This is a genomic window from Streptomyces sp. NBC_00009 (assembly GCF_045040855.1).
GTDB classification, from domain to species: Bacteria; Actinomycetota; Actinomycetes; order Streptomycetales; family Streptomycetaceae; genus Streptomyces; species Streptomyces aureus.
The window spans coordinates 2,225,377-2,244,295 of record NZ_CP108312.1 but is presented as its reverse complement, the minus strand read 5'-3'; the positions used below and the strand labels follow the sequence as shown (position 1 = coordinate 2,244,295).

Below are 18,919 nucleotides of genomic sequence, written 5' to 3'. Positions count from 1 at the left end.
CACTAACGCTCCTGGTTGTAGGTGCTGTCAGGACCACTGTGCTGATTCGTGGCCTGGCCGTTCGTGTCACTTCCTGCTTCGCGTCCCCGCTGCACGCCACGGCGCAGGTTGCTCAGCCTGCCCCTGACGTCCTCAGGCGCGCGGGAGACCTGGGGGCCGCCCTGCGGGGTCGATTCCGCCGTGCCCTCGACCAGGTTGGCCTTGGGCACCCGGCGCGGCAGACCGGAGGAGGTGACTCCGCCGGCCTTGGGCTTCCGGAGCTGCTCCGCGCGGACCCAGCGCTCGTCGTTGGACGAACGCCAGTCGTCGGGGCCGCTGCCGTCGCTGCTGCTGCCGTTGTCCTGGGTGGTGTTGTCGCCACGGTCGGGCGCCGGCGTCGCCGCCGGGGCCTGGCGCTGCTGCCCGCCCGAACCGCGCATCGGAAGACCGGCGTCGGTGAGCGAACGGGCGGCGGACGGGGTGGGGCCGGCCGGCGCCGCGGGACCGTGCGGGTCGAAGCCTACGCGCTCCTGCTGACCGGCGTCAGCGCGCTGCGCGGATTCCGCTTGAGCGGTGTGCTCGGACCGGTAGGACTCCTGGTAGCCGTCCTGCGCCTGCCAGTCGCCCTGCTGCGAGCCGCGCATCGGCCCGTCACCGAAGGCCGAGTACGTCTCCTGGACGGGTTCCGCATAGGCGTCCTGCGACGCGTAGCCGTCCTGCGGTGCGAAGAACGAGTCGTTGTAGGAGCCGTTCTGCGGCTGCTCGTCGTACGTCTGCCGGCCCTGCGCGTAGACGGACGAGGGGTCCTCGTACGTCTGCTGCTGACGGTCGTCGTACGCGGGCTGCGCGGGAGCATAGGTGGTCTGCTGCTGCTCGTACGGGTCCTGCCCTTGCGCCGCCTCGATCTCGTCGCGGAACAGGGGGCGGTCGTCACCGGTGTGCGCCTGGGCCTCCAGGGCCGCGCGGCGCTCCTCGCGCATCAGCGAACGGCCGACCGGGTCGAGGTCATGCAGGTCGTCCGGGGTCTCGCCGTAGCGGCTGTCGTCGAAGCCGAGCTCCGCGGCGGTGCGCAGCGGGGCGGGCTCGTACGCGGACTGCGACGGGATCATCGACGAGACGGTGAACTCGGACTCGGGGAGCTGGTCGCCGCTGCCACCGTGGGTGATGGCGTCGGGCAGCATGACGAGCGACGTCGTGCCGGCCTGCTCGCCCGAGGGGCGCAGCTGGACGCGGATGCCGTGCCGGTCGGACAGGCGGCCGACCACGAACAGGCCCATGCGCTGCGAGATCGCGGCGTCCACCGTCGGCGGGTTGGCCAGCTTGTGGTTGATGTCCGCGAAGTCCTCGGCGGTGAGGCCGATGCCCTTGTCGTGGATCTCGACCATGACGCGGCCGTCGGGGAGACGGGTCGCGGTGACGCGGACCTTGGTCTGCGGCGAGGAGAACGTGGTGGCGTTCTCCAGGAGCTCGGCGAGCAGGTGCACGAGGTCGGTCACCGAACGGCCGTGGATCTCGGCCTCCGGCACGCCCGACAGCTCGATGCGCTCGTACTGCTCCACCTCGGAGGAGGCGGCGCGCAGGACGTCGACCAGCGGGACCGGCTGGTCCCAGCGGCGGCCCGGCTCCTCGCCGGCGAGGACGAGGAGGTTCTCGCCGTTGCGGCGCATACGGGTCGCGAGGTGGTCCAGGCGGAAGAGGTTCTCCAGCTGGTCCGGCTCGGCCTCGTTGTTCTCCAGGTCCGTGATGAGGGTCAGCTGGCCCTCGATCAGGGACTGGTTGCGGCGCGACAGGTTGGTGAAGATCGCGTTGATGTTGCCGCGGAGCAGGGCCTGCTCGGCGGCGAGCCGGACGGCCTCGCGGTGCACCTGGTCGAAGGCGCGGGCGACCTCGCCGATCTCGTCCGTGGAGTTGATCGGGATGGGCTGGACACGGGTGTCGACGCGGCCCGGGTCGGTGCGCGAGAGCTGGTCGACGAGCATCGGCAGGCGCTGCTCGGCGACGTCGAAGGCGGCGGTGCGCAGTCGGCGCATCGAGCGGCTCATCTGACGCGCCATCATCCCGGCCAGCGCGAACGCGGCGAGCAGGGCGATCAGGACGACCGCACCGGTGATGAACGTGGACCGCTTGGCGTCGTCGGCGATGCCGGCGGCCTCGTTCACCGCCTTGTCGGCGAGGTCGGACTCGATGGTGCGGTACGCGTTGAACTTGGCGGTGTTGACCGCCCACCAGTTCTCCGCGGTGACGCCGTCCTGCGCGATGGCGACGCGGGCGCTCGGCTGCGTGGTGGGCAGTGCCGCGATCTCGGCCACCATCTGCGTGGGGTCGGTCGGCGGCGGGACGTAGGTCTTGCCCTGCGCCTTCGCGGCCGCGACGGCCTGCTTGGCCTGCTTCGCGCCGTCGATCGCCAGCTGCTTCTTGGCGGCGTCGAGCTTGTCGACGTCGGCCTGCGTGCCGCCGCCCTTGTACTCCTCGACGGCGATGCCCTCGAGGTAGGCGTAGGAGGAGAGCGCGATCTTCTGCTTGCCGAAGGTCGCGGCCGTCGGGCCCGGCTTGACCAGCAGGTGCATACCGATGGACCGCTCCAGCGAGAGCGCGGCCTTGGACAGCGAGATCGCGTAGACCGTGCGGCCGTAGCTCGTGATGTTTCCGGTGCCGAGGCCGAGCTCGTTGGCGAACTCCATCAGCGGGTGCTGGATGCCGACGTAGTTCTCTTCGGTCTGCACGGCGGGGAGCTTGCTCGTGTACGCGTCGGCCCGCAGCTTCTCCAGGCCGGGCTCGACCTTACGGAACTGCGTGAGGCGGCGCTCGAGGCCTTCCTTGGCCGGCATGTTCTTCGCGGCGGCGTCGAAGGCGTCGGCGGCCTCGTTCGTCGTCTCGCGGGCCTTGACGACCTTCGGGTCGTTCTTCTTGCCGAGCAGGAGAGGAGCCGCGGAGATGTCGCGCTCGTCGATCAGGCTGTTGGCGTACGTCAGGGACGCCTGCACGAGACGGGCGGTGTTCTCCGCGTCCTCGGCCTCGTTCCAGGTGTCGATCGAGCCCTTGACCTGGAAGCCACCCATGATCAGACCCACGAGCACGGGTATGAGCAGGATCGCGTTCAGCTTGGTGGGCACACGCCAGTTGCGCGGCGACATCCGGCCGCCGGACGGCGCCGGGGGCGCCTCGGCCCGTGGCACATGCGCGGCCGGCGCCGCTGCACGCGGCGGCGGGGTGAAGTTGCCCCGTGCCGACGACGGCTCGGGACTGTTCTTGCTTCGCCTCACTCGACCAACAACCTCTCGGCGTCGGCACCTACGCTGTGCCGCTGTCTCCAGGCCCTTACCTACTGGGCAGTTCAGCGCATTCCAGCACGTCAGGCGGTTCTCTTCCAAACACCGGGAACCGGAACCTCCGAGTGACGGATGCCCCAGATAAAACGGTCATAAAGAGCGAGCCCCGCCAAAAGGCGGGGCTCTTGTGCGCACAGTGGAACCGGGTGTGCGCGACCTGTGTCTGAGGCGCTGGAATTCTCTGTCGAAACGTTATGAACACGGAGGCCGACCGTGTCAAAGGACACAGCGGCCTCCGGGCACACTACGACAACTGCCGTATGGATCTAGCCACTTGGTGGCCGGATTTCCGGCGGTTGAGCTACTTCAGGCGGGCCATCAGGGCGTGCTCGACCAGCGTGATCAGGCCACTCTTTGCATCCGCACGGTGTCGGGCGTCCGTGGTGATGATCGGGGTGTCCGGGCCGATCTGGAGCGCCTCGCGCACCTCGTCGGGCGTGTAGGGCTGGTGCCCCTCGAAGCCGTTGAGGGCGACGACGAAGGGCAGTCCGGAGTTCTCGAAGTAGTCGACGGCCGGGAAGCAGTCGGCGAGGCGGCGGGTGTCGACGAGGACGATCGCGCCGATCGCGCCGCGGACCAGGTCGTCCCACATGAACCAGAAGCGGTCCTGACCGGGTGTACCGAAGAGGTACAGGATCAGGTCCTGGTCGAGCGTGATGCGGCCGAAGTCCATCGCCACCGTGGTGGTGGTCTTGTCCCCGGTGTGGGTGAGGTCGTCGATGCCCGCGGAGGCGGACGTCATGACGGCCTCGGTGCGCAGAGGGTTGATCTCCGAGACGGCGCCCACGAACGTGGTCTTGCCGACGCCGAAGCCGCCCGCCACCACGATCTTCGCGGACGTGGTGGAACGGACGCCTCCGCCGTTAGAGCTTGCGAAGTCCACTGAGCACCCTTTCGAGCAGTGTCACGTCGGGCTGGCCGCCGGCGTTCTCGTCGCCGCCGGGCTGGTGGATGGCCACCATTCCCGCTTCCGCCAGGTCCGCGACGAGGATCCGGGCCACACCGAGAGGCATCGACAGCAGGGCCGACACCTCCGCCACCGACTTGACCTCGCGGCACAGGTGGCAGATGCGCTGGTGCTCGGGGAGCAGCCCTATCAGCTGGGCCGGGTCGGCGGTCGTGCTGACGAGCGCCTCGATGGCGAGCTGGTAGCGCGGCCGTGTCCGGCCACCGGTCATCGCATAAGGACGCACCAGCGGCTGGTCGCCCTCAGGACCGTACGAGGCGTGCGGAGACGCGCCGTACGGGTCGTGAGAGGCGGTGGGCGGGGTCATGGATCCTCCGGGCGGGACAGCAGGTGGTCTGCGTGCCGTCTGACGGGGCCGGTGGGGGCGGTGGCGGCCTGACGGTGCGGTCATACGTGCGTGTGGGGGAGGTCGTGACTAGTGCAGCAGGCTGCCCTGCAGTTCGGCGCGGAGATCGGGGGTGAGCACGGAACCCGCGCGGTCCACGAGCAGCGCCATCTCGTAGCCGACGAGGCCGATGTCGCAGTCGGGGTGCGCGAGCACCGCGAGGGACGAGCCGTCCGAGACCGACATGAGGAAGAGGAAGCCACGCTCCATCTCCACCACGGTCTGGGCCACCGTGCCGCCCTCGAAGATCCGGGACGCACCCGCGGTCAGCGAGGTGAGGCCGGATGCGACCGCGGCCAGCTGGTCGGCGCGGTCCCGGGGGAACCCCTCCGACATGGCGAGCAGCAGGCCGTCCGCGGACACGACGACGGTGTGGGAGACCCCCGGCGTGTTGTCCACGAAGTTGGTGATCAACCAGTTCAGGTTCTGTGCCGCCTGGCTCATCTGGGTCAACTAACGCTCCTGCTGGTGAGTGGGGCTGGGGAAGCTGCCGGTCTGGCCCGTACCGGCCTGGCGACCCTGCTGGATGCCCCGACGGAGATTGGTCAGCCGGCCGCGAACGTCATCAGGCGAACGCGAGACCTGCGGACCGGTTTGGTGCTGTTGCTGCTGAGCCGTACCCGCGACGAGGTTCGCACGCGGGACGCGACGCGGGAGCCCGGAGACGGTGACTCCGCCGGCCGAGGGCTGGCGGACCCGCTCGGCCTGGCGGCCGAGCTCGTCGTTGGGCGACTGGCGCCAGTTGGCGGGCGCCTGAGCCTGCTGGGGCGCCGCGGGTGCGGCGGCCGCCGGGCGGGCGGGCGCGGGGGTGGCGTTGGGCGACTGGGGCTGCTGCGGCGAGCGCTGCGGCAGGCCGCCCGGACGGCCGTTGTTCTGCTGGGGGGCGGGCGCCTGCGGCCGGTCCTGCTGCTGCGGGGCCTGCTGGCCCGACTGCTGGCCGTGGAACCAGTTGGTCTCAAGGGTGTCGAAGAGCGGCGTGCGGCCGTCGCCGGGTCCGGCGGGCGGCAGCTCGTCCTGCCGGCCGGGGGCCTGCGGCTGCGCCGGGAACCCCTGTTCCTGGCCGCCCTGGGCGGGCGGGCGCGGCATGGAGAAGTCCGCCGCGTCCCGGGAGCCGAGCTGCGGCAGGTCGCGCGCGGGACCGCCGCGGCGGCCCTGCGGCTGCGACTGGCCCTGTCCCTGTCCCTGGCCCTGCGTCTGGCCGAAGCCGTCGCCGCCGGGGAACTGGCCGTCCTGGCGCGGACGCCCCGGGGTGTTCTGGCCGGGGGCCGCGAACTGCCCGGTGGCGGACGGGTCCTGAGCGCCGGGGCGCAGACCGTCGTCGAAGCCGGGCGCCGCGAACTGGCCGGTCTGGTGACCCTGGTTCTGCGGCTGGCCAGGCGCCTGGTTCTGGGGCTGGAAGTGGTTCGGGTTCTGTGACTGGCTCTGCTGACCGCCGAAGACGTCGTTACGGACGTACGCCCCCGTGTCCTGACCTTGGCCCTGGTCGAGCGGGGCGGGCGCGCCGGGACGGGGCCCGTCGAAGTCGGGCCGGGGGAACTCGGCCGTCGAGCCGGGGCCCTGACGGTCGTCCACCCGCGGGAACTGCGACGTGGAGTCCGGCTCCTCGTGCCCGCGAGGCGCGTCGAGCGAGGCGCGCGGCACCGGCGGCTGCGCGTCGTCGTTGCCCCAACTCGGCACGCGCGGCTGGGGGTTGCCCCCGGGCAGCTCGGCACGGGGACCGCCACGCGGCGGCAGGACCGGCCTGCGGCCCTGCTCGGGCGCCTGGTTCGTACGCTGCTGGGGCGGCACGGGACCGTTCTGGCCCGGGCCCTGGCCGAGGCCCTGACCCTGCGGCTGACCCTGGCCGGGACCGCCCTGCAGACCCTGCGCGCCGAACATGCCGGCCGGAGCCGGACGACCCTGCTGAGGGGACTGCTGCGGCTGCTGGGACTGCGGAGACTGAGGCGCCTGCGGGCCACCGGCCTGCGGCCCGTTGCCGTCACGCCCGGGCAGCGCCGCGCGCGGACCCGAGCCCGCGACCTGCGGACGCGCCGCGCCGGGACCGGCACCGAGCCGGCCCGCGCCGCCGGGACCGCCCTGCGGACCCGCACCCGCGCCGACCCCACGCCGTGCGGCGGCCACACCGGCGGCGGCCTGCGCGGCGGCGGGGCCACCGGAGGCAGCGCCGGGACCGGGCTTGCCGGGAGCCTTCTTGCCGCCCTGGGCGACGTCGACGGGCAGCATGACGAGCGCCGTCGTACCACCGGAGTCGGACGGGCGGAGCTGGATACGGATGCCGTGACGCTGCGACAGACGGCCGACCACGAACAGGCCCATGCGGCGCGAGACCGACACGTCCACGGTGGGCGGCGACGCGAGCCGCTCGTTGATCGCGGCGAGGTCCTCGGGGGAGAGGCCGATGCCGGTGTCGTGGATCTCGATGAGCACACGGCCGTCGGGCAGCGCGTGACCGGTGACCTTGACCTTGGTCTGCGGCGAGGAGAACGAGGTCGCGTTCTCCAGCAGCTCGGCGAGCAGGTGCACGAGGTCGTTGACGACGCGTCCGGCGACCTCGGTCGAGGGGACCGAGGCCAGCTCGATGCGCTCGTACTGCTCCACCTCGGAGGCGGCGGCGCGCAGGACGTCGACCAGCGGGACCGGGCGGGTCCAGCGGCGGCCGGGTTCTTCACCGGCGAGAACGAGGAGGTTCTCGCCGTTACGGCGCATGCGGGTCGCGAGGTGGTCGAGCTTGAACAGCGAGGACAGCTGGTCGGGGTCGGCCTCGCGCGACTCCAGCTCGGAGATGAGCGAGAGCTGGCGCTGGATCAGACCCTGGGAACGCCGCGAGAGGTTGGTGAACATCGCGTTGACGTTGCCCCGCAGGAGGGCCTGCTCGGCGGCCAGACGGACCGCCTCGCGGTGCACGTCGTCGAAGGCCGAGGCCACCTGGCCGATCTCGTCGCGCGAGTGCACACCGACGGACTCGACGGAGGTGTCGACGTCCTGCGGGTCCGACTCGGACAGCTGCTTGACCAGCTCGGGCAGGCGGTCCTGGGCGACCTTGGTCGCGGTGTCCTGGAGCCGGCGCAGCGAGCGGATCATGGACCGGGCCACGACGAACGCGCCGACGAGCGAGACGCCGAGGACGAGCAGGATCAGCGCACCGTTGATGATGGCCGTGCGCTCGGACTCGTTGCGCAGCTCGCGGGCCTGCTGCTCCATCTGGTTGAGCAGCGTCAGCTCGATCTTGGACATTTCCTGCAGGCGCTGGCTGTCCGCGTCGACCCAGTCCTTGTAGGACCGCTTGTCCTGGATCCTGATGCCGCCCTCCTGGCTGAGGGCGCGGCGGGCGTACTGGTCGGCGGCCTTGATCGTCGCGTTGCCCGAGTCGATGGGCTTCATCAGCTCGGTGGCGGCGACGTTTCCGTAGACGGAGCTGAAGCCCTTGAGGTCGGACTCCTGGTTCTCCAGCGCGGACTCGCCGTAGCGGCGGTCGGTCTCGGAGAGCTTGCCGAAGTCACGGTCGTTCGGGGGCAGGGCGGCCGCGATGACGGCGCGCTGCACGGACGCGTACTCCTTGGCGGAGGAGAACGACGCCAGGGCGCGCGTGCGCTTGATCATCTCGGGGTTGCTGGTCGCCTGCGCCATGTCGGTGGACAGCGACAGGAGCTGCTCGACGAGGCGGCTGTAGGCGTCGATCGTCTGGGACGAGGTGCTGCGTTCCTTGAACGCGTCCTGCCGGATGCCCTTGAGGTTGTTGAGCTGGCCGGCGATCTGCGTGACGTGGTCCTGCACACCGTCGAGACCGCTGTTGCTGGTCCCGTCGGTGATCTCGTACGTGCCTTCCATGAAGGCCTTGCGCGCGCGGTCGGTCTTCTCGCGCGCTCCCTTGACGGTGTAGTCCTCGGTCGCCTTGCCGCCGTTGGCCAGCGGGCCCGCCGACTGGTCGCGCTCCTCCTGGAGCGCGGACGCGAGCTCGGTGGCCTGCTTGGTCATGTCGGTCAGCAGCTTCATGTTGTCGAGCTGCTGGATGTCGCTCATCGACTCGCCGATACGCAGCGCGCCGAGGGAGGTCGCGGCGACCACGGGGAGGGCGAGCAGCGACACCAGGCGGGTGGAGATACGCCAGTTGCGCAGGGCTATTCGCGAGCCGGGGCCGGTCGGGCTCTTCGGCTTCGCGGCGGTCTTGGGCGCGGCCGAGGCCGCCGTACTGCCCTCGACGGAGGCGGTCCGGCCCGGGTTCTGGGCGTGCTGGGGCGAGGAACTGCCTGTCATCGGGCCAGTCCCGCCGCGCGGCTCCGGCTCCGCCGCAGCGCTGCCATCCCTGTTCTTACGTCCCTGCACTAGCGTCGCAACCTCTGGACCAGGCGTCCCCCGCGTGCGCGGACGGGACGGTGTCGGCGTAGTTCGGGGGCGAGCTGACACGCCCCCTTCGGTCGTCGGTGACCGGCGCTGCTCCCCCTTCCCGCCGCGACTCGGCGCTGCGTTGCGCCCCGTGCGCGCCGGCTCGATCTCGCGGCGGTCCCGCGAATTCCAGCACAGTGCAGGATCTCCAACAAGGGCCGAGGGTCAGGACTGGACCAGTGTGACGCCTTGTGAGGGGTGCGTCACGAGACGTAGAAAGTGATCTCGTCGATAACGGACTTTTACTGACGTTCCACCTACACCCCGGGGGTGTCCCAGTCGCCATGATCGGGAGCGGAATGATGGCTTCAGTGGCGGAATGCCCGTTTCGATGCAGCGCACTTCGGGTCCGAATTGAAACTTTTGCCCACCCTCTGGTGAGCAAACTCACATGAAGAACTTCGACTCTTCCTCGCTTTCGACGGGAATCAGATGTTTAGCCTGACGCTTTACAGGGATGGCGAATCCGACAACCGGCGCCCTGAGGGCGCCCGCACCGACAAGGTCACGAGCGACACATGAAGACTGTGAAGTCCGCGATGTTCCGCAACATCGCCAACCCGCGGCGTACGACGCTGATGCACCTCAAGGACGCCGACGAGCTGCAGACGGCACCGGAGCTCCCGGAGTACTCCGTCGACCTCCCCGCGCAGACGGCCAACCCGCGCCGCGCCATCCTGATGGAAACCCCGGAGCAGACGCCCGTCGCCTCCTGACGCGCGGCAATCCGCGAGGCCGGGTGCCCGAGCCGCGTTAGCCTGGGACGTCAGATTCCAGCCAGCGGAAGTAGAGGGGCGCAAGGCACCCGTGCGCATCGCCAGATTCTCCATCGACGGCAATGTCGCCTTCGGCGCGGTCGAGGGCGACAGTCCCCCCGGAACGACCGATGGGCTTGTCCTCGACATCATCAAGGGCATCCCGTTCGCGGACTTCGAACTCTCCGGCACGAAGGTCCCGCTGAGCAAGGTCAGGCTTCTGCCGCCGGTGCTCCCGAACAAGGTCGTCGCCTTCGGCCGCAATTACGCGGAACACGCGAAGGAACTGGGCAACGAGGTCCCGGACGCCCCCTTCGCGTTCTTCAAGCCGTCCACCTCGGTGATCGGCCCCGGCGACGCGATCGCGTACCCCTCCTTCTCGCAGGAACTGCACCACGAGGCCGAGCTCGCCGTGGTCATCGGCCGCATGTGCCGTGAGGTCCCGCGCGAGCGCGTCAAGGACGTCATCCTCGGCTACACCTGCGCGAACGACGTCACCGCGCGTGACGTCCAGAAGCGCGAGAAGCAGTGGGCCAGGGCCAAGGGCTTCGACACCTCCTGCCCGCTCGGCCCGTGGGTGGAGACGGACCTCGACCCCAGCGACCTGACGATCCAGTGCACGGTCAACGGACAGCAGCGCCAGCTCGGCCGCACGTCCCAGATGATCCACTCGATCGAGGACCTGATCGTCAACATCTCCGAGGCCATGACGCTGCTCCCCGGCGACGTGATCCTCACGGGTACCCCGGAAGGGGTCGGCCCGCTCAACGTCGGCGACGAGGTCGCCGTCACCATCGAAGGCATCGGCACTCTCACCAACAAGGTGATCAAGCGTGGCTAACGCGACCCCTGTACGCGTACGTTTCTGTCCCTCCCCGACCGGCAACCCCCACGTGGGCCTGGTCCGCACGGCGCTGTTCAACTGGGCCTACGCCCGGCACAACCAGGGCACCCTGGTCTTCCGTATCGAGGACACCGACGCGGCCCGCGACTCCGAGGAGTCGTACGAGCAGCTCCTCGACTCGATGCGCTGGCTCGGCTTCGACTGGGACGAGGGCCCCGAGGTCGGCGGCCCCCACGCGCCGTACCGCCAGTCGCAGCGCATGGACATCTACAAGGACGTCGCCGAGAAGCTCCTCGCCGCCGGCCACGCCTACCGCTGCTACTGCTCCACCGAGGAGCTCGACGCCCGCCGCGACGCCGCCCGCGCCGCCGGCAAGCCCTCCGGTTACGACGGCCACTGCCGCGACCTGAGCGCCGAGCAGATCGCCGCGTACGAGGCCGAGGGCCGGCAGCCCATCGTCCGATTCCGCATGCCCGACGAGGCGATCACCTTCGAGGACCTCGTCCGCGGCGAGATCACCTACCAGCCGGAGAACGTCCCGGACTTCGGCATCGTCCGCGCGAACGGCGCCCCGCTGTACACGCTGGTCAACCCGGTCGACGACGCCCTGATGGAGATCACCCACGTCCTGCGCGGCGAGGACCTGCTCTCCTCCACGCCCCGCCAGATCGCCCTCTACAAGGCGCTCACCGAGCTCGGCATCGCGAAGCTCACGCCCGCCTTCGGCCACCTGCCGTACGTCATGGGCGAGGGCAACAAGAAGCTCTCGAAGCGTGACCCGCAGGCCTCGCTCAACCTCTACCGCGAGCGCGGCTTCCTGCCCGAGGGCCTGCTCAACTACCTGTCCCTGCTCGGCTGGTCCTTCTCGGCCGACCAGGACGTCTTCTCCATCGAGGACATGGTCGCGAAGTTCGACCTCGCGGACGTCAACTCGAACCCGGCGCGCTTCGACCTCAAGAAGGCCGAGTCGATCAACGGCGACCACATCCGCATGCTGGACGTGAAGGCGTTCGCGGCGGCCTGCGAGCCGTGGCTGCGCGCCCCGTTCGCCAACTGGGCGCCCGAGGACTTCGACCAGGCGGCCTGGGAGGCCATCGCCCCCCACGCGCAGACCCGCGTGACGGTCCTGTCCGACATCACGGCCAACGTCGACTTCCTGTTCCTCAAGGAGCCGGTGGAGGACGAGGCGTCCTGGACCAAGGCCATGAAGGGCGACCCGGTCGGCCTCCTGACCACGGCCCGCGCGAAGCTCGAGGCCGCAGACTGGGCGTCGGCCGACTCCCTCAAGGAGGCCGTCCTGGCCGCCGGTGAGGAGCACGGCCTCAAGCTCGGCAAGGCGCAGGCCCCGGTCCGCGTCGCCGTCACCGGCCGCACGGTCGGCCTGCCCCTCTTCGAGTCCCTGGAGATCCTGGGCAAGGACAAGACCCTGACCCGCATCGACGCCGCCCTGGCCAAGCTCACGGCCTAAGCTCGGGCACATGCCGATCCGCGCGGTCCTGTGGGACGTAGACGACACGATCTTCGACTACGCGAACGCGGACCGCGTGGGAATGCGGGACCACCTTCGGGCCGAGGGCCTGGCCGACGGATTCACCTCCGTCGGCCAGGCCCTCGCCCGTTGGCGCACCCTCACCCAGGAGCACTGGGCGCGCTTCGAGGCGGGCGAGACCGACTGGGAGGGCCAGCGCCGCAATCGCGTACGGGCCTTCGTGGGGCGCGGCGCCGACAACGCCGACAGCATGGACGATGCCGAGGCGGACGCCTGGTTCGGGCGCTACATCGTCCACTACGAGGCTGCCTGGGCACTGTTCCCCGACACCGTCCCCGTGCTCGACCTGCTCGCGGAGCGCTACCGGCACGCGGTCCTGTCCAACTCCTCGCTCCACAACCAGGACCGCAAGCTGCGCGTCCTCGGCGTGAGGGACCGCTTCGAGGCCGTCGTCTGCGCCGCCGAACTCGGCGTGGCCAAACCGCAGGCCGCTGCCTTCCACGCCGCCTGCGAGGCCCTGGAACTGCCCCCGCACGAGGTCGCGTACGTCGGGGACCAGCCCGACACCGACGCCCGCGGCGCCGAGGAGGCGGGGCTCACCGGCATCTGGCTGGACCGTGCGCGGACCGGTGGCCGTCCGGAACTGACGCGCATCACAGGGCTCGACCAGCTCCCCGCCCTGCTGGCCCCGGATACCCGTTTTGGAGCGCCGTCCACCTTCGGGTAATGTTCTTCCTGCGCCAAGGGAAACGGGCCGACAGGCCGGACCCGGAAGCGTAAATCAAACAGAACCCTCGCAAGGGGTTGCTTTTTGATGGCCTATGGTGTAATTGGCAGCACGACGGTTTCTGGTTCCGTTAGTCTAGGTTCGAGTCCTGGTAGGCCAGCTCGCAGAGCTTATCTGCATCGCGGATTCCAGATCCGCAAAGCCCCCGTTGTGTAGCGGCCTAGCACGCTGCCCTCTCAAGGCAGTAGCGCCGGTTCGAATCCGGTCGGGGGTACAGATCCTTCCCAGGGGGACAGTCCGGGTCGCACCCGCTGTTTTTCATGCAGGATCGCTAGGGCCCCCGTTGTGTAGCGGCCTAGCACGCCGCCCTCTCAAGGCGGTAGCGCCGGTTCGAATCCGGTCGGGGGTACTGATCGGGCCATCCAGGCCTGGATCGCATTGGGCTATGGTGTAATTGGCAACACGACGGTTTCTGGTTCCGTTGTTCTAGGTTCGAGTCCTGGTAGCCCAGCTGGATAGTGTGGCAACACAAGATCCTTGCCCCCGTTGTGTAGCGGCCTAGCACGCCGCCCTCTCAAGGCGGTAGCGCCGGTTCGAATCCGGTCGGGGGTACAAGACAGCAAGAGGCCCTCCCCAGCAGGGGAGGGCCTCTTCGCGTTGTCCGGAGCGCGTGCGCGTGAAAGGTCTCACCAAGTCTCAACTCGGGCCGGTCGCTGCGGCGTTGAAGCGGCCGGCCCGAGGGGGAGCGGTGTGGTGGGGAGGGTCAGCCGGTGCGGCGCAGGGCCTCGGAGAGGCGGCCCGCCGCGTCGATGACGGCCTGCGCGTGCATGCGGCCCGGGTGGCGCGTCAGGCGCTCGATCGGTCCGGAGACCGAGACCGCAGCGACGACACGGTTCGAGGGGCCGCGCACCGGCGCGGAGACGGACGCGACGCCCGGCTCCCGCTCGCCGATCGACTGGGCCCAGCCACGGCGCCGTACGCCCGACAGGGCCGTCGCCGTGAAGCGGGCGCCCTGGAGGCCGCGGTGGAGGCGCTCGGGCTCCTCCCAGGCCATCAGGATCTGCGCCGACGAGCCCGCCTTCATCGTGAGCGTGGAGCCCACGGGGACGGTGTCCCTGAGGCCCGACAGGCGCTCGGCGGCCGCGACACAGATGCGCATGTCGCCCTGCCGGCGATAGAGCTGCGCGCTCTCGCCCGTCACGTCACGGAGGTGGGTGAGTACCGGACCCGCCGTTGCGAGCAGGCGGTCCTCGCCCGCCGCCGCGGCCAGCTCGGCCATGCGCGGGCCGAGGATGAATCGGCCCTGCATGTCACGCGCCACCATGCGGTGGTGTTCCAGTGCCACGGCGAGACGGTGTGCCGTGGGTCTTGCCAGTCCGGTCGCCGCGACCAGCCCCGCGAGGGTGGCCGGACCGGACTCCAGGGCGCTGAGAACAAGGGCCGCCTTGTCCAGAACGCCGACGCCGCTAGAGTTGTCCATGCGTCGATACTCGCGTCTCACTCTGTGAAACGCAAGTTCAATTTCCCGTGAAACTTGACACCCTGTACTTACAGCGGCCCGCAGACCAACGGGCCGGGACGTTCACGTCCGGTACGAGGGGTACGGACGTCGGCGACCACGATCTCTAGTTGGGCCGGCTCACGATGCCGGCCGGAGGGAAAGCGATGGGTAGGACACTCGCGGAGAAGGTCTGGGACGACCACGTCGTCCGGCGCGCCGAGGGCGAGCCCGACCTCCTCTTCATCGATCTGCACCTGCTGCACGAGGTGACCAGCCCGCAGGCCTTCGACGGCCTGCGTCAGACCGGTCGCCAGGTGCGGCGCCTCGACCTCACCATCGCGACCGAGGATCACAACACCCCGACCCTCGACATCGACAAGCCGATCGCGGACCCGGTCTCGCGCGCCCAGCTGGAGACGCTGCGCAAGAACTGTGCCGACTTCGGTGTTCGCCTGCACTCGCTGGGTGACGTCGAGCAGGGCGTCGTGCACGTGGTCGGCCCGCAGCTGGGCCTGACCCAGCCGGGCACCACGGTCGTCTGCGGTGACTCCCACACGTCCACGCACGGCGCGTTCGGCGCGCTGGCCTTCGGCATCGGCACCTCCCAGGTCGAGCACGTCCTGGCCACCCAGACGCTGCCGCTGGCCCGCCCGAAGACGATGGCCATCACCGTCGACGGCGACCTGCCCGACGGTGTGACCGCCAAGGACCTGATCCTCGCCATCATCGCGAAGATCGGCACGGGCGGCGGCCAGGGCTACATCCTGGAGTACCGCGGCTCCGCCATCGAGAAGCTCTCGATGGAGGCCCGCATGACCATCTGCAACATGTCCATCGAGGCCGGTGCCCGCGCGGGCATGATCGCCCCCGACGAGACCACCTTCGCCTACCTCGAGGGCCGCGCGCACGCCCCGAAGGGCGAGGACTGGGACGCCGCGGTGGCGTACTGGAAGACGCTGAAGTCGGACGACGACGCGGAATTCGACGCCGAGGTCGTCATCGACGCCGCCGCGCTGTCGCCGTTCGTCACCTGGGGCACCAACCCGGGCCAGGGCTTGCCCCTGTCGGCGCAGGTCCCCGACCCTGCTTCGTACGAGGACGCTTCGGAGCGCCTCGCCGCCGAAAAGGCCCTGGAATACATGGGGTTGACCGCCGGGCAGCCGCTGCGCGACGTCAAGGTCGACACCGTCTTCGTAGGTTCGTGCACCAACGGCCGCATCGAGGACCTGCGCGCCGTGGCCGAGATCGTCGAGGGCCGTAAAGTCGCCGACGGTGTACGGATGCTGGTCGTTCCCGGCTCCGCGCGGGTGGGTCTGCAGGCCGTCTCCGAGGGCCTGGACAAGGTCTTCAAGGAGGCCGGCGCCGAATGGCGGCACGCGGGCTGCTCGATGTGTCTGGGCATGAACCCCGACCAACTCGCCCCTGGCGAGCGCTCCGCGTCCACCTCGAACCGCAACTTCGAGGGACGGCAGGGCAAGGGCGGCCGTACGCACCTGGTCTCGCCCCAGGTCGCCGCCGCCACCGCCGTGCTTGGCCACCTGGCCTCTCCGGCCGACCTGTCCGACACTGACGCCCGTACGCCCGCTGGAGTCTGATCAGCCATGGAAGCATTCACCACGCACACCGGCCGGGCCGTCCCGCTGCGCCGCAGCAACGTCGACACGGACCAGATCATCCCCGCCCACTGGCTCAAGAAGGTCACCAGGGACGGTTTTGAGGACGGGCTGTTCGAGGCCTGGCGCAAGGACCCCGAGTTCGTGCTGAACAAGGCCGAACGCGAGGGCGCCACGGTCCTGGTGGCAGGTCCCGACTTCGGTACCGGATCCTCCCGCGAGCACGCGGTGTGGGCGCTGCAGAACTACGGCTTCAAGGCCGTCATCTCCGCGCGGTTCGCCGATATCTTCCGCGGCAACTCGCTCAAGAACGGCCTGCTCACGGTGGTGCTCGACCAGAAGGTCGTGGACGCGCTCCAGGACCTGGTGGAGAACGACCCCCAGGCCGAGATCACGGTCGACCTGGAGGCGCGTGAAGTGCGGGCCGAGGGCATCACCGCCGCCTTCGAACTCGACGAGAACGCGCGCTGGCGGCTGCTGAACGGCCTGGACGACATCAGCATCACGCTCCAGAACGAGGGCGACATCGCGGAGTACGAGTCCAAGCGTCCCGCGTTCAAGCCGCAGACCGTGCAGATCTGAACTCTGCAAGGCTGATTCCGGCCATCGCGCCAAGCCTCTGTACCCCCAATCGTGGACGGTTGGGGGTACAGCTGTGTCCGGCCCCGGACCGCTCGCCAAGTGCCGTTCCGGAGCTCTCAACTCCCCGTGTTTTCAAGGGTGTTCAGGGGGTACGCGCGTCTCCTGGCGCCCGTGCGCGCGCGCCCCTCGGAGGGGCCCAGGAGGCCCGCCAGGGACGGCAGTTACCCCCTGCGGAGGCGACAACTCGCCCCAGATGGCACAATCTGTGCATGGAACACGACGGCCAACTCCAGCTCTATGCGGCGGTCGCGGACCAACTCAAGGAAGCGCACTCCAGGGTGCGCGCACTGCAAGTCCCGGAGGGCGTACGGATGGCGCTGACCCGGAAGCTGCTGGTCATTACGGCCGCGGCCAAGCACGATCTCGCCGATGCGGCAAGGCGACTGGACCGATTCATGGTGGACCTCGACGAGGGTCGATTCTCACAAGAGGACCACTGAGTAACTTCGCGACAGCCCGAGTTCGTTGCGGCACAAGGGTGATTAGCCCGTTTCGTGTTTGATTTGCGGTATATATCTGCCTAACGTGCGAAAAAGCCGGATCGGATACGTTCCGGCAATGTCTCCGAAGGGGAAGACGTGAACAAGGCGCAGCTCGTAGAAGCGATTGCCGACAAGGTCGGCGGCCGTCAGCAGGCCGCGGACGCCGTCGACGCGGTCCTGGACGCCATCGTCCGTGCCGTCGTCAGCGGGGACCGGGTCTCGGTCACCGGCTTCGGCTCGTTCGAGAAGGTCGACCGCCCGGCCCGCTACGCCCGTAACCCGCAGACGGGTGAGCGCGTACGGGTCAAGAAGACCTCCGTTCCGCGTTTCCGTGCCGGTCAGGGCTTCAAGGACCTCGTCGCGGGCTCGAAGAAGCTCCCGAAGGGCGAGGTGGCCGTCAAGAAGGCCCCCAAGGGCAGCCTGACCGGCGGTGCTTCGGCGACGGTCAAGAAGGCCGCGGCCAAGAAGGCCACGACCGCCAAGAAGGCGGCGGCGAAGAAGGTCACCGCCAAGAAGACCACGGCCAAGAAGACGACGGCCGCGGCGAAGAAGACCACGGCGACGGCGAAGAAGACCACCGCCAAGAAGGCCACCGCCACGGCGAAGAAGGCCGCCGCCAAGAAGGCCGCCCCGGCGAAGACCGCCGCGAAGAAGGCCACCGCGAAGAAGACGGCGCCCGCCAAGAAGGCCACGGCCAAGAAGGCGCCCGCCAAGAAGTCCACTGCGCGCAAGACGACCGCCAAGAAGACCACCGCCCGCAAGAAGTAAGGGCGACGGCCTCAAGGGCCCCTCACGCGCCGGGCCGGGCTCCCCTCGGGGAGCCCGGCCCGCGGTGTATTCGCGAAAGCCCGGTTCGGCGCAGGCTCAGAGCGTCTGCAGCGTTACCAGCGTGATGCGCCGCGCCTCGCCCTCACCCTCGACCTCGATACGGACCCGCTGCCCGGGGCGCAGCAGCCGAAGACCGCCCGCGTCGAACGCAGGGCCGTCGAACGGCACGGGGGTGCCGTCGTCGAGCAGCACGCTGCCGGAGCGGGAGTCGGGGTCGTATGTGTACGCGGTCGCCTGCATGCAGGCAGCGTACTCAGTCCGGGATCAGCAGCCCGGCGGCCGCCCCCGCGGTGCGCGGGCCGACGCCGAGCGACAGCGCCACCCGCAGGTCCTCGCCGGTGTCCACGTCCTGGCGCACGGAGTCGACGCCCGTCAGCGGGAGTTCCACCGCGCCGGACGCGGCATGACGGGCCCGCGACGCGGTGCCGAATGCGGGACGCAATTCCGTACCGGAACCCGCACTGAGAAGTGTGGTCCCGATTCCCGCCGCATCGGGGAGAAATGCACGGGGAAATAGCGCGGCCTCCGCGAGAACCCGGGACAATTCCGCGGACCGCAGGGCCGGCAGATCGGCGTTGAGCGCCGCGACGGCCGCATCCGGGCGCCGGGCCCGCGCCGCCGCCGCACCGTGCGCCAGGGCGGCGTTCAGGCCCGCTCCCGGGGCATCGGGGACGATCAGGGCACCCAGGGCAGCCAGCTCCCTCCCGGCGAGCGCATCGTCCGTGACTACCACCACATCCCGCACCCCGGCCGAGGCGGTCGCGGCGGCCACGGTGTCCTGCGCGAACGCCAGCGCGAGCCCGGGACGCACCCCGTCACCAGCAGTGGGCGCCAGCCTGCTCTTGGCCCGCACCAGGGGTTTCAGCGGTATCACGAGAGTCCACTGCACGTGAGGTCCGTCCCTTCGGGTCGCGCTCATTGTGGCCCGGCGCGTGAGGTGGGCATAAACGTGCGGGCGTACGGTGTTCTCGACAGACCGGCGGCCTGGGGCGACA

General features: G+C 69.9%; 16 protein-coding genes and 5 tRNA genes. 13 read left to right on the top strand and 8 right to left on the bottom strand.

All coding sequences use genetic code 11. The annotated features are described in order from the left end of the window. Positions 1-2: 2 nt before the first annotated feature. The 5 genes from OHA58_RS09945 to OHA58_RS09925 all read right to left on the bottom strand — a co-directional run bounded on the left by OHA58_RS09945 (position 3) and on the right by OHA58_RS09925 (position 8,983). Positions 3-3,242: a nitrate- and nitrite sensing domain-containing protein gene (locus tag OHA58_RS09945; RefSeq protein WP_405478340.1), complete on the bottom strand. Its 3,240-nt coding sequence runs from the start codon at positions 3,240-3,242 to the stop codon at positions 3-5. 367 nt (positions 3,243-3,609) lie between these two features. Beyond that, entirely contained in the window at positions 3,610-4,191 is a 582-nt protein-coding gene (locus OHA58_RS09940; RefSeq protein ID WP_405478338.1) for a GTP-binding protein, read from the bottom strand. Continuing rightward, the gene (locus tag OHA58_RS09935) at positions 4,172-4,582 is read right to left on the bottom strand and encodes a DUF742 domain-containing protein (RefSeq protein ID WP_405478337.1); all 411 of its coding nucleotides are present in this window, start codon (positions 4,580-4,582) and stop codon (positions 4,172-4,174) included. Before OHA58_RS09935 ends, OHA58_RS09940 begins: the two co-directional genes overlap by 20 nt. A 108-nt stretch (positions 4,583-4,690) precedes the next feature. Further along, positions 4,691-5,104: a roadblock/LC7 domain-containing protein gene (locus OHA58_RS09930; protein ID WP_362904909.1), complete on the bottom strand. Its 414-nt coding sequence runs from the start codon at positions 5,102-5,104 to the stop codon at positions 4,691-4,693. Positions 5,105-5,113: 9 nt separating this feature from the next. Beyond that, complete coding sequence (locus OHA58_RS09925) at positions 5,114-8,983, bottom strand: nitrate- and nitrite sensing domain-containing protein (RefSeq protein ID WP_405478335.1); 3,870 nt, start codon at positions 8,981-8,983, stop codon at positions 5,114-5,116. A 578-nt stretch (positions 8,984-9,561) separates the two neighbouring features. On the opposite strand from OHA58_RS09925, the gene OHA58_RS09920 reads away from it, so the two are divergent. From OHA58_RS09920 to OHA58_RS09880, 9 genes are all read left to right on the top strand, one after another. After that, complete coding sequence (locus OHA58_RS09920; protein ID WP_405478333.1) at positions 9,562-9,759, top strand: hypothetical protein; 198 nt, start codon at positions 9,562-9,564, stop codon at positions 9,757-9,759. Positions 9,760-9,850: 91 nt separating this feature from the next. Beyond that, on the top strand, positions 9,851-10,639 hold the full coding sequence (locus OHA58_RS09915; RefSeq protein ID WP_405478331.1) for a fumarylacetoacetate hydrolase family protein: 789 nt from the start codon (positions 9,851-9,853) through the stop codon (positions 10,637-10,639). Continuing rightward, on the top strand, positions 10,632-12,110 hold the full coding sequence (gene gltX / locus OHA58_RS09910; RefSeq protein ID WP_405478329.1) for a glutamate--tRNA ligase: 1,479 nt from the start codon (positions 10,632-10,634) through the stop codon (positions 12,108-12,110). The genes OHA58_RS09915 and gltX overlap by 8 nt, the downstream gene beginning before the upstream one ends. A gap of 10 nt (positions 12,111-12,120) precedes the next feature. Further along, positions 12,121-12,858, top strand: coding sequence for an HAD family hydrolase (locus OHA58_RS09905; protein ID WP_405478328.1), 738 nt, complete (start codon positions 12,121-12,123; stop codon positions 12,856-12,858). A gap of 88 nt (positions 12,859-12,946) precedes the next feature. Continuing rightward, positions 12,947-13,018 (top strand) — tRNA-Gln (locus OHA58_RS09900). Between the two features lie 41 nt (positions 13,019-13,059). Next, positions 13,060-13,132: transfer RNA gene (locus tag OHA58_RS09895), tRNA-Glu, on the top strand. 62 nt (positions 13,133-13,194) lie between these two features. Beyond that, positions 13,195-13,267 (top strand) — tRNA-Glu (locus OHA58_RS09890). A 30-nt stretch (positions 13,268-13,297) separates the two neighbouring features. Beyond that, a tRNA-Gln gene (locus OHA58_RS09885) sits at positions 13,298-13,369 on the top strand. Between the two features lie 28 nt (positions 13,370-13,397). Beyond that, positions 13,398-13,470 (top strand) — tRNA-Glu (locus tag OHA58_RS09880). A 151-nt stretch (positions 13,471-13,621) separates the two neighbouring features. On the opposite strand, the gene ndgR is transcribed toward OHA58_RS09880, so the two are convergent. Continuing rightward, complete coding sequence (ndgR, locus tag OHA58_RS09875) at positions 13,622-14,338, bottom strand: IclR family transcriptional regulator NdgR (protein WP_100595026.1); 717 nt, start codon at positions 14,336-14,338, stop codon at positions 13,622-13,624. Positions 14,339-14,523: 185 nt separating this feature from the next. On the opposite strand from ndgR, the gene leuC reads away from it, so the two are divergent. The 4 genes from leuC to OHA58_RS09855 all read left to right on the top strand — a co-directional run bounded on the left by leuC (position 14,524) and on the right by OHA58_RS09855 (position 17,864). Then, positions 14,524-15,954 (top strand): 3-isopropylmalate dehydratase large subunit, encoded by a 1,431-nt coding sequence (leuC, locus tag OHA58_RS09870; RefSeq protein ID WP_405478326.1) that lies wholly within the window; start codon positions 14,524-14,526, stop codon positions 15,952-15,954. Between the two features lie 6 nt (positions 15,955-15,960). Beyond that, positions 15,961-16,554, top strand: coding sequence for a 3-isopropylmalate dehydratase small subunit (gene leuD, locus OHA58_RS09865; RefSeq protein WP_405478324.1), 594 nt, complete (start codon positions 15,961-15,963; stop codon positions 16,552-16,554). A gap of 269 nt (positions 16,555-16,823) precedes the next feature. Then, positions 16,824-17,054: a hypothetical protein gene (locus tag OHA58_RS09860; protein ID WP_266559656.1), complete on the top strand. Its 231-nt coding sequence runs from the start codon at positions 16,824-16,826 to the stop codon at positions 17,052-17,054. A gap of 138 nt (positions 17,055-17,192) precedes the next feature. Next, positions 17,193-17,864, top strand: a complete 672-nt coding sequence (locus OHA58_RS09855) for an HU family DNA-binding protein (protein ID WP_405478322.1) — start codon at positions 17,193-17,195, stop codon at positions 17,862-17,864. A gap of 96 nt (positions 17,865-17,960) precedes the next feature. On the opposite strand, the gene OHA58_RS09850 is transcribed toward OHA58_RS09855, so the two are convergent. Continuing rightward, the gene (locus OHA58_RS09850) at positions 17,961-18,164 is read right to left on the bottom strand and encodes a hypothetical protein (protein ID WP_266674557.1); all 204 of its coding nucleotides are present in this window, start codon (positions 18,162-18,164) and stop codon (positions 17,961-17,963) included. Between the two features lie 13 nt (positions 18,165-18,177). Further along, complete coding sequence (gene cofC, locus OHA58_RS09845) at positions 18,178-18,813, bottom strand: 2-phospho-L-lactate guanylyltransferase (protein WP_227297395.1); 636 nt, start codon at positions 18,811-18,813, stop codon at positions 18,178-18,180. Between the last annotated feature and the right edge of the window lie 106 nt (positions 18,814-18,919).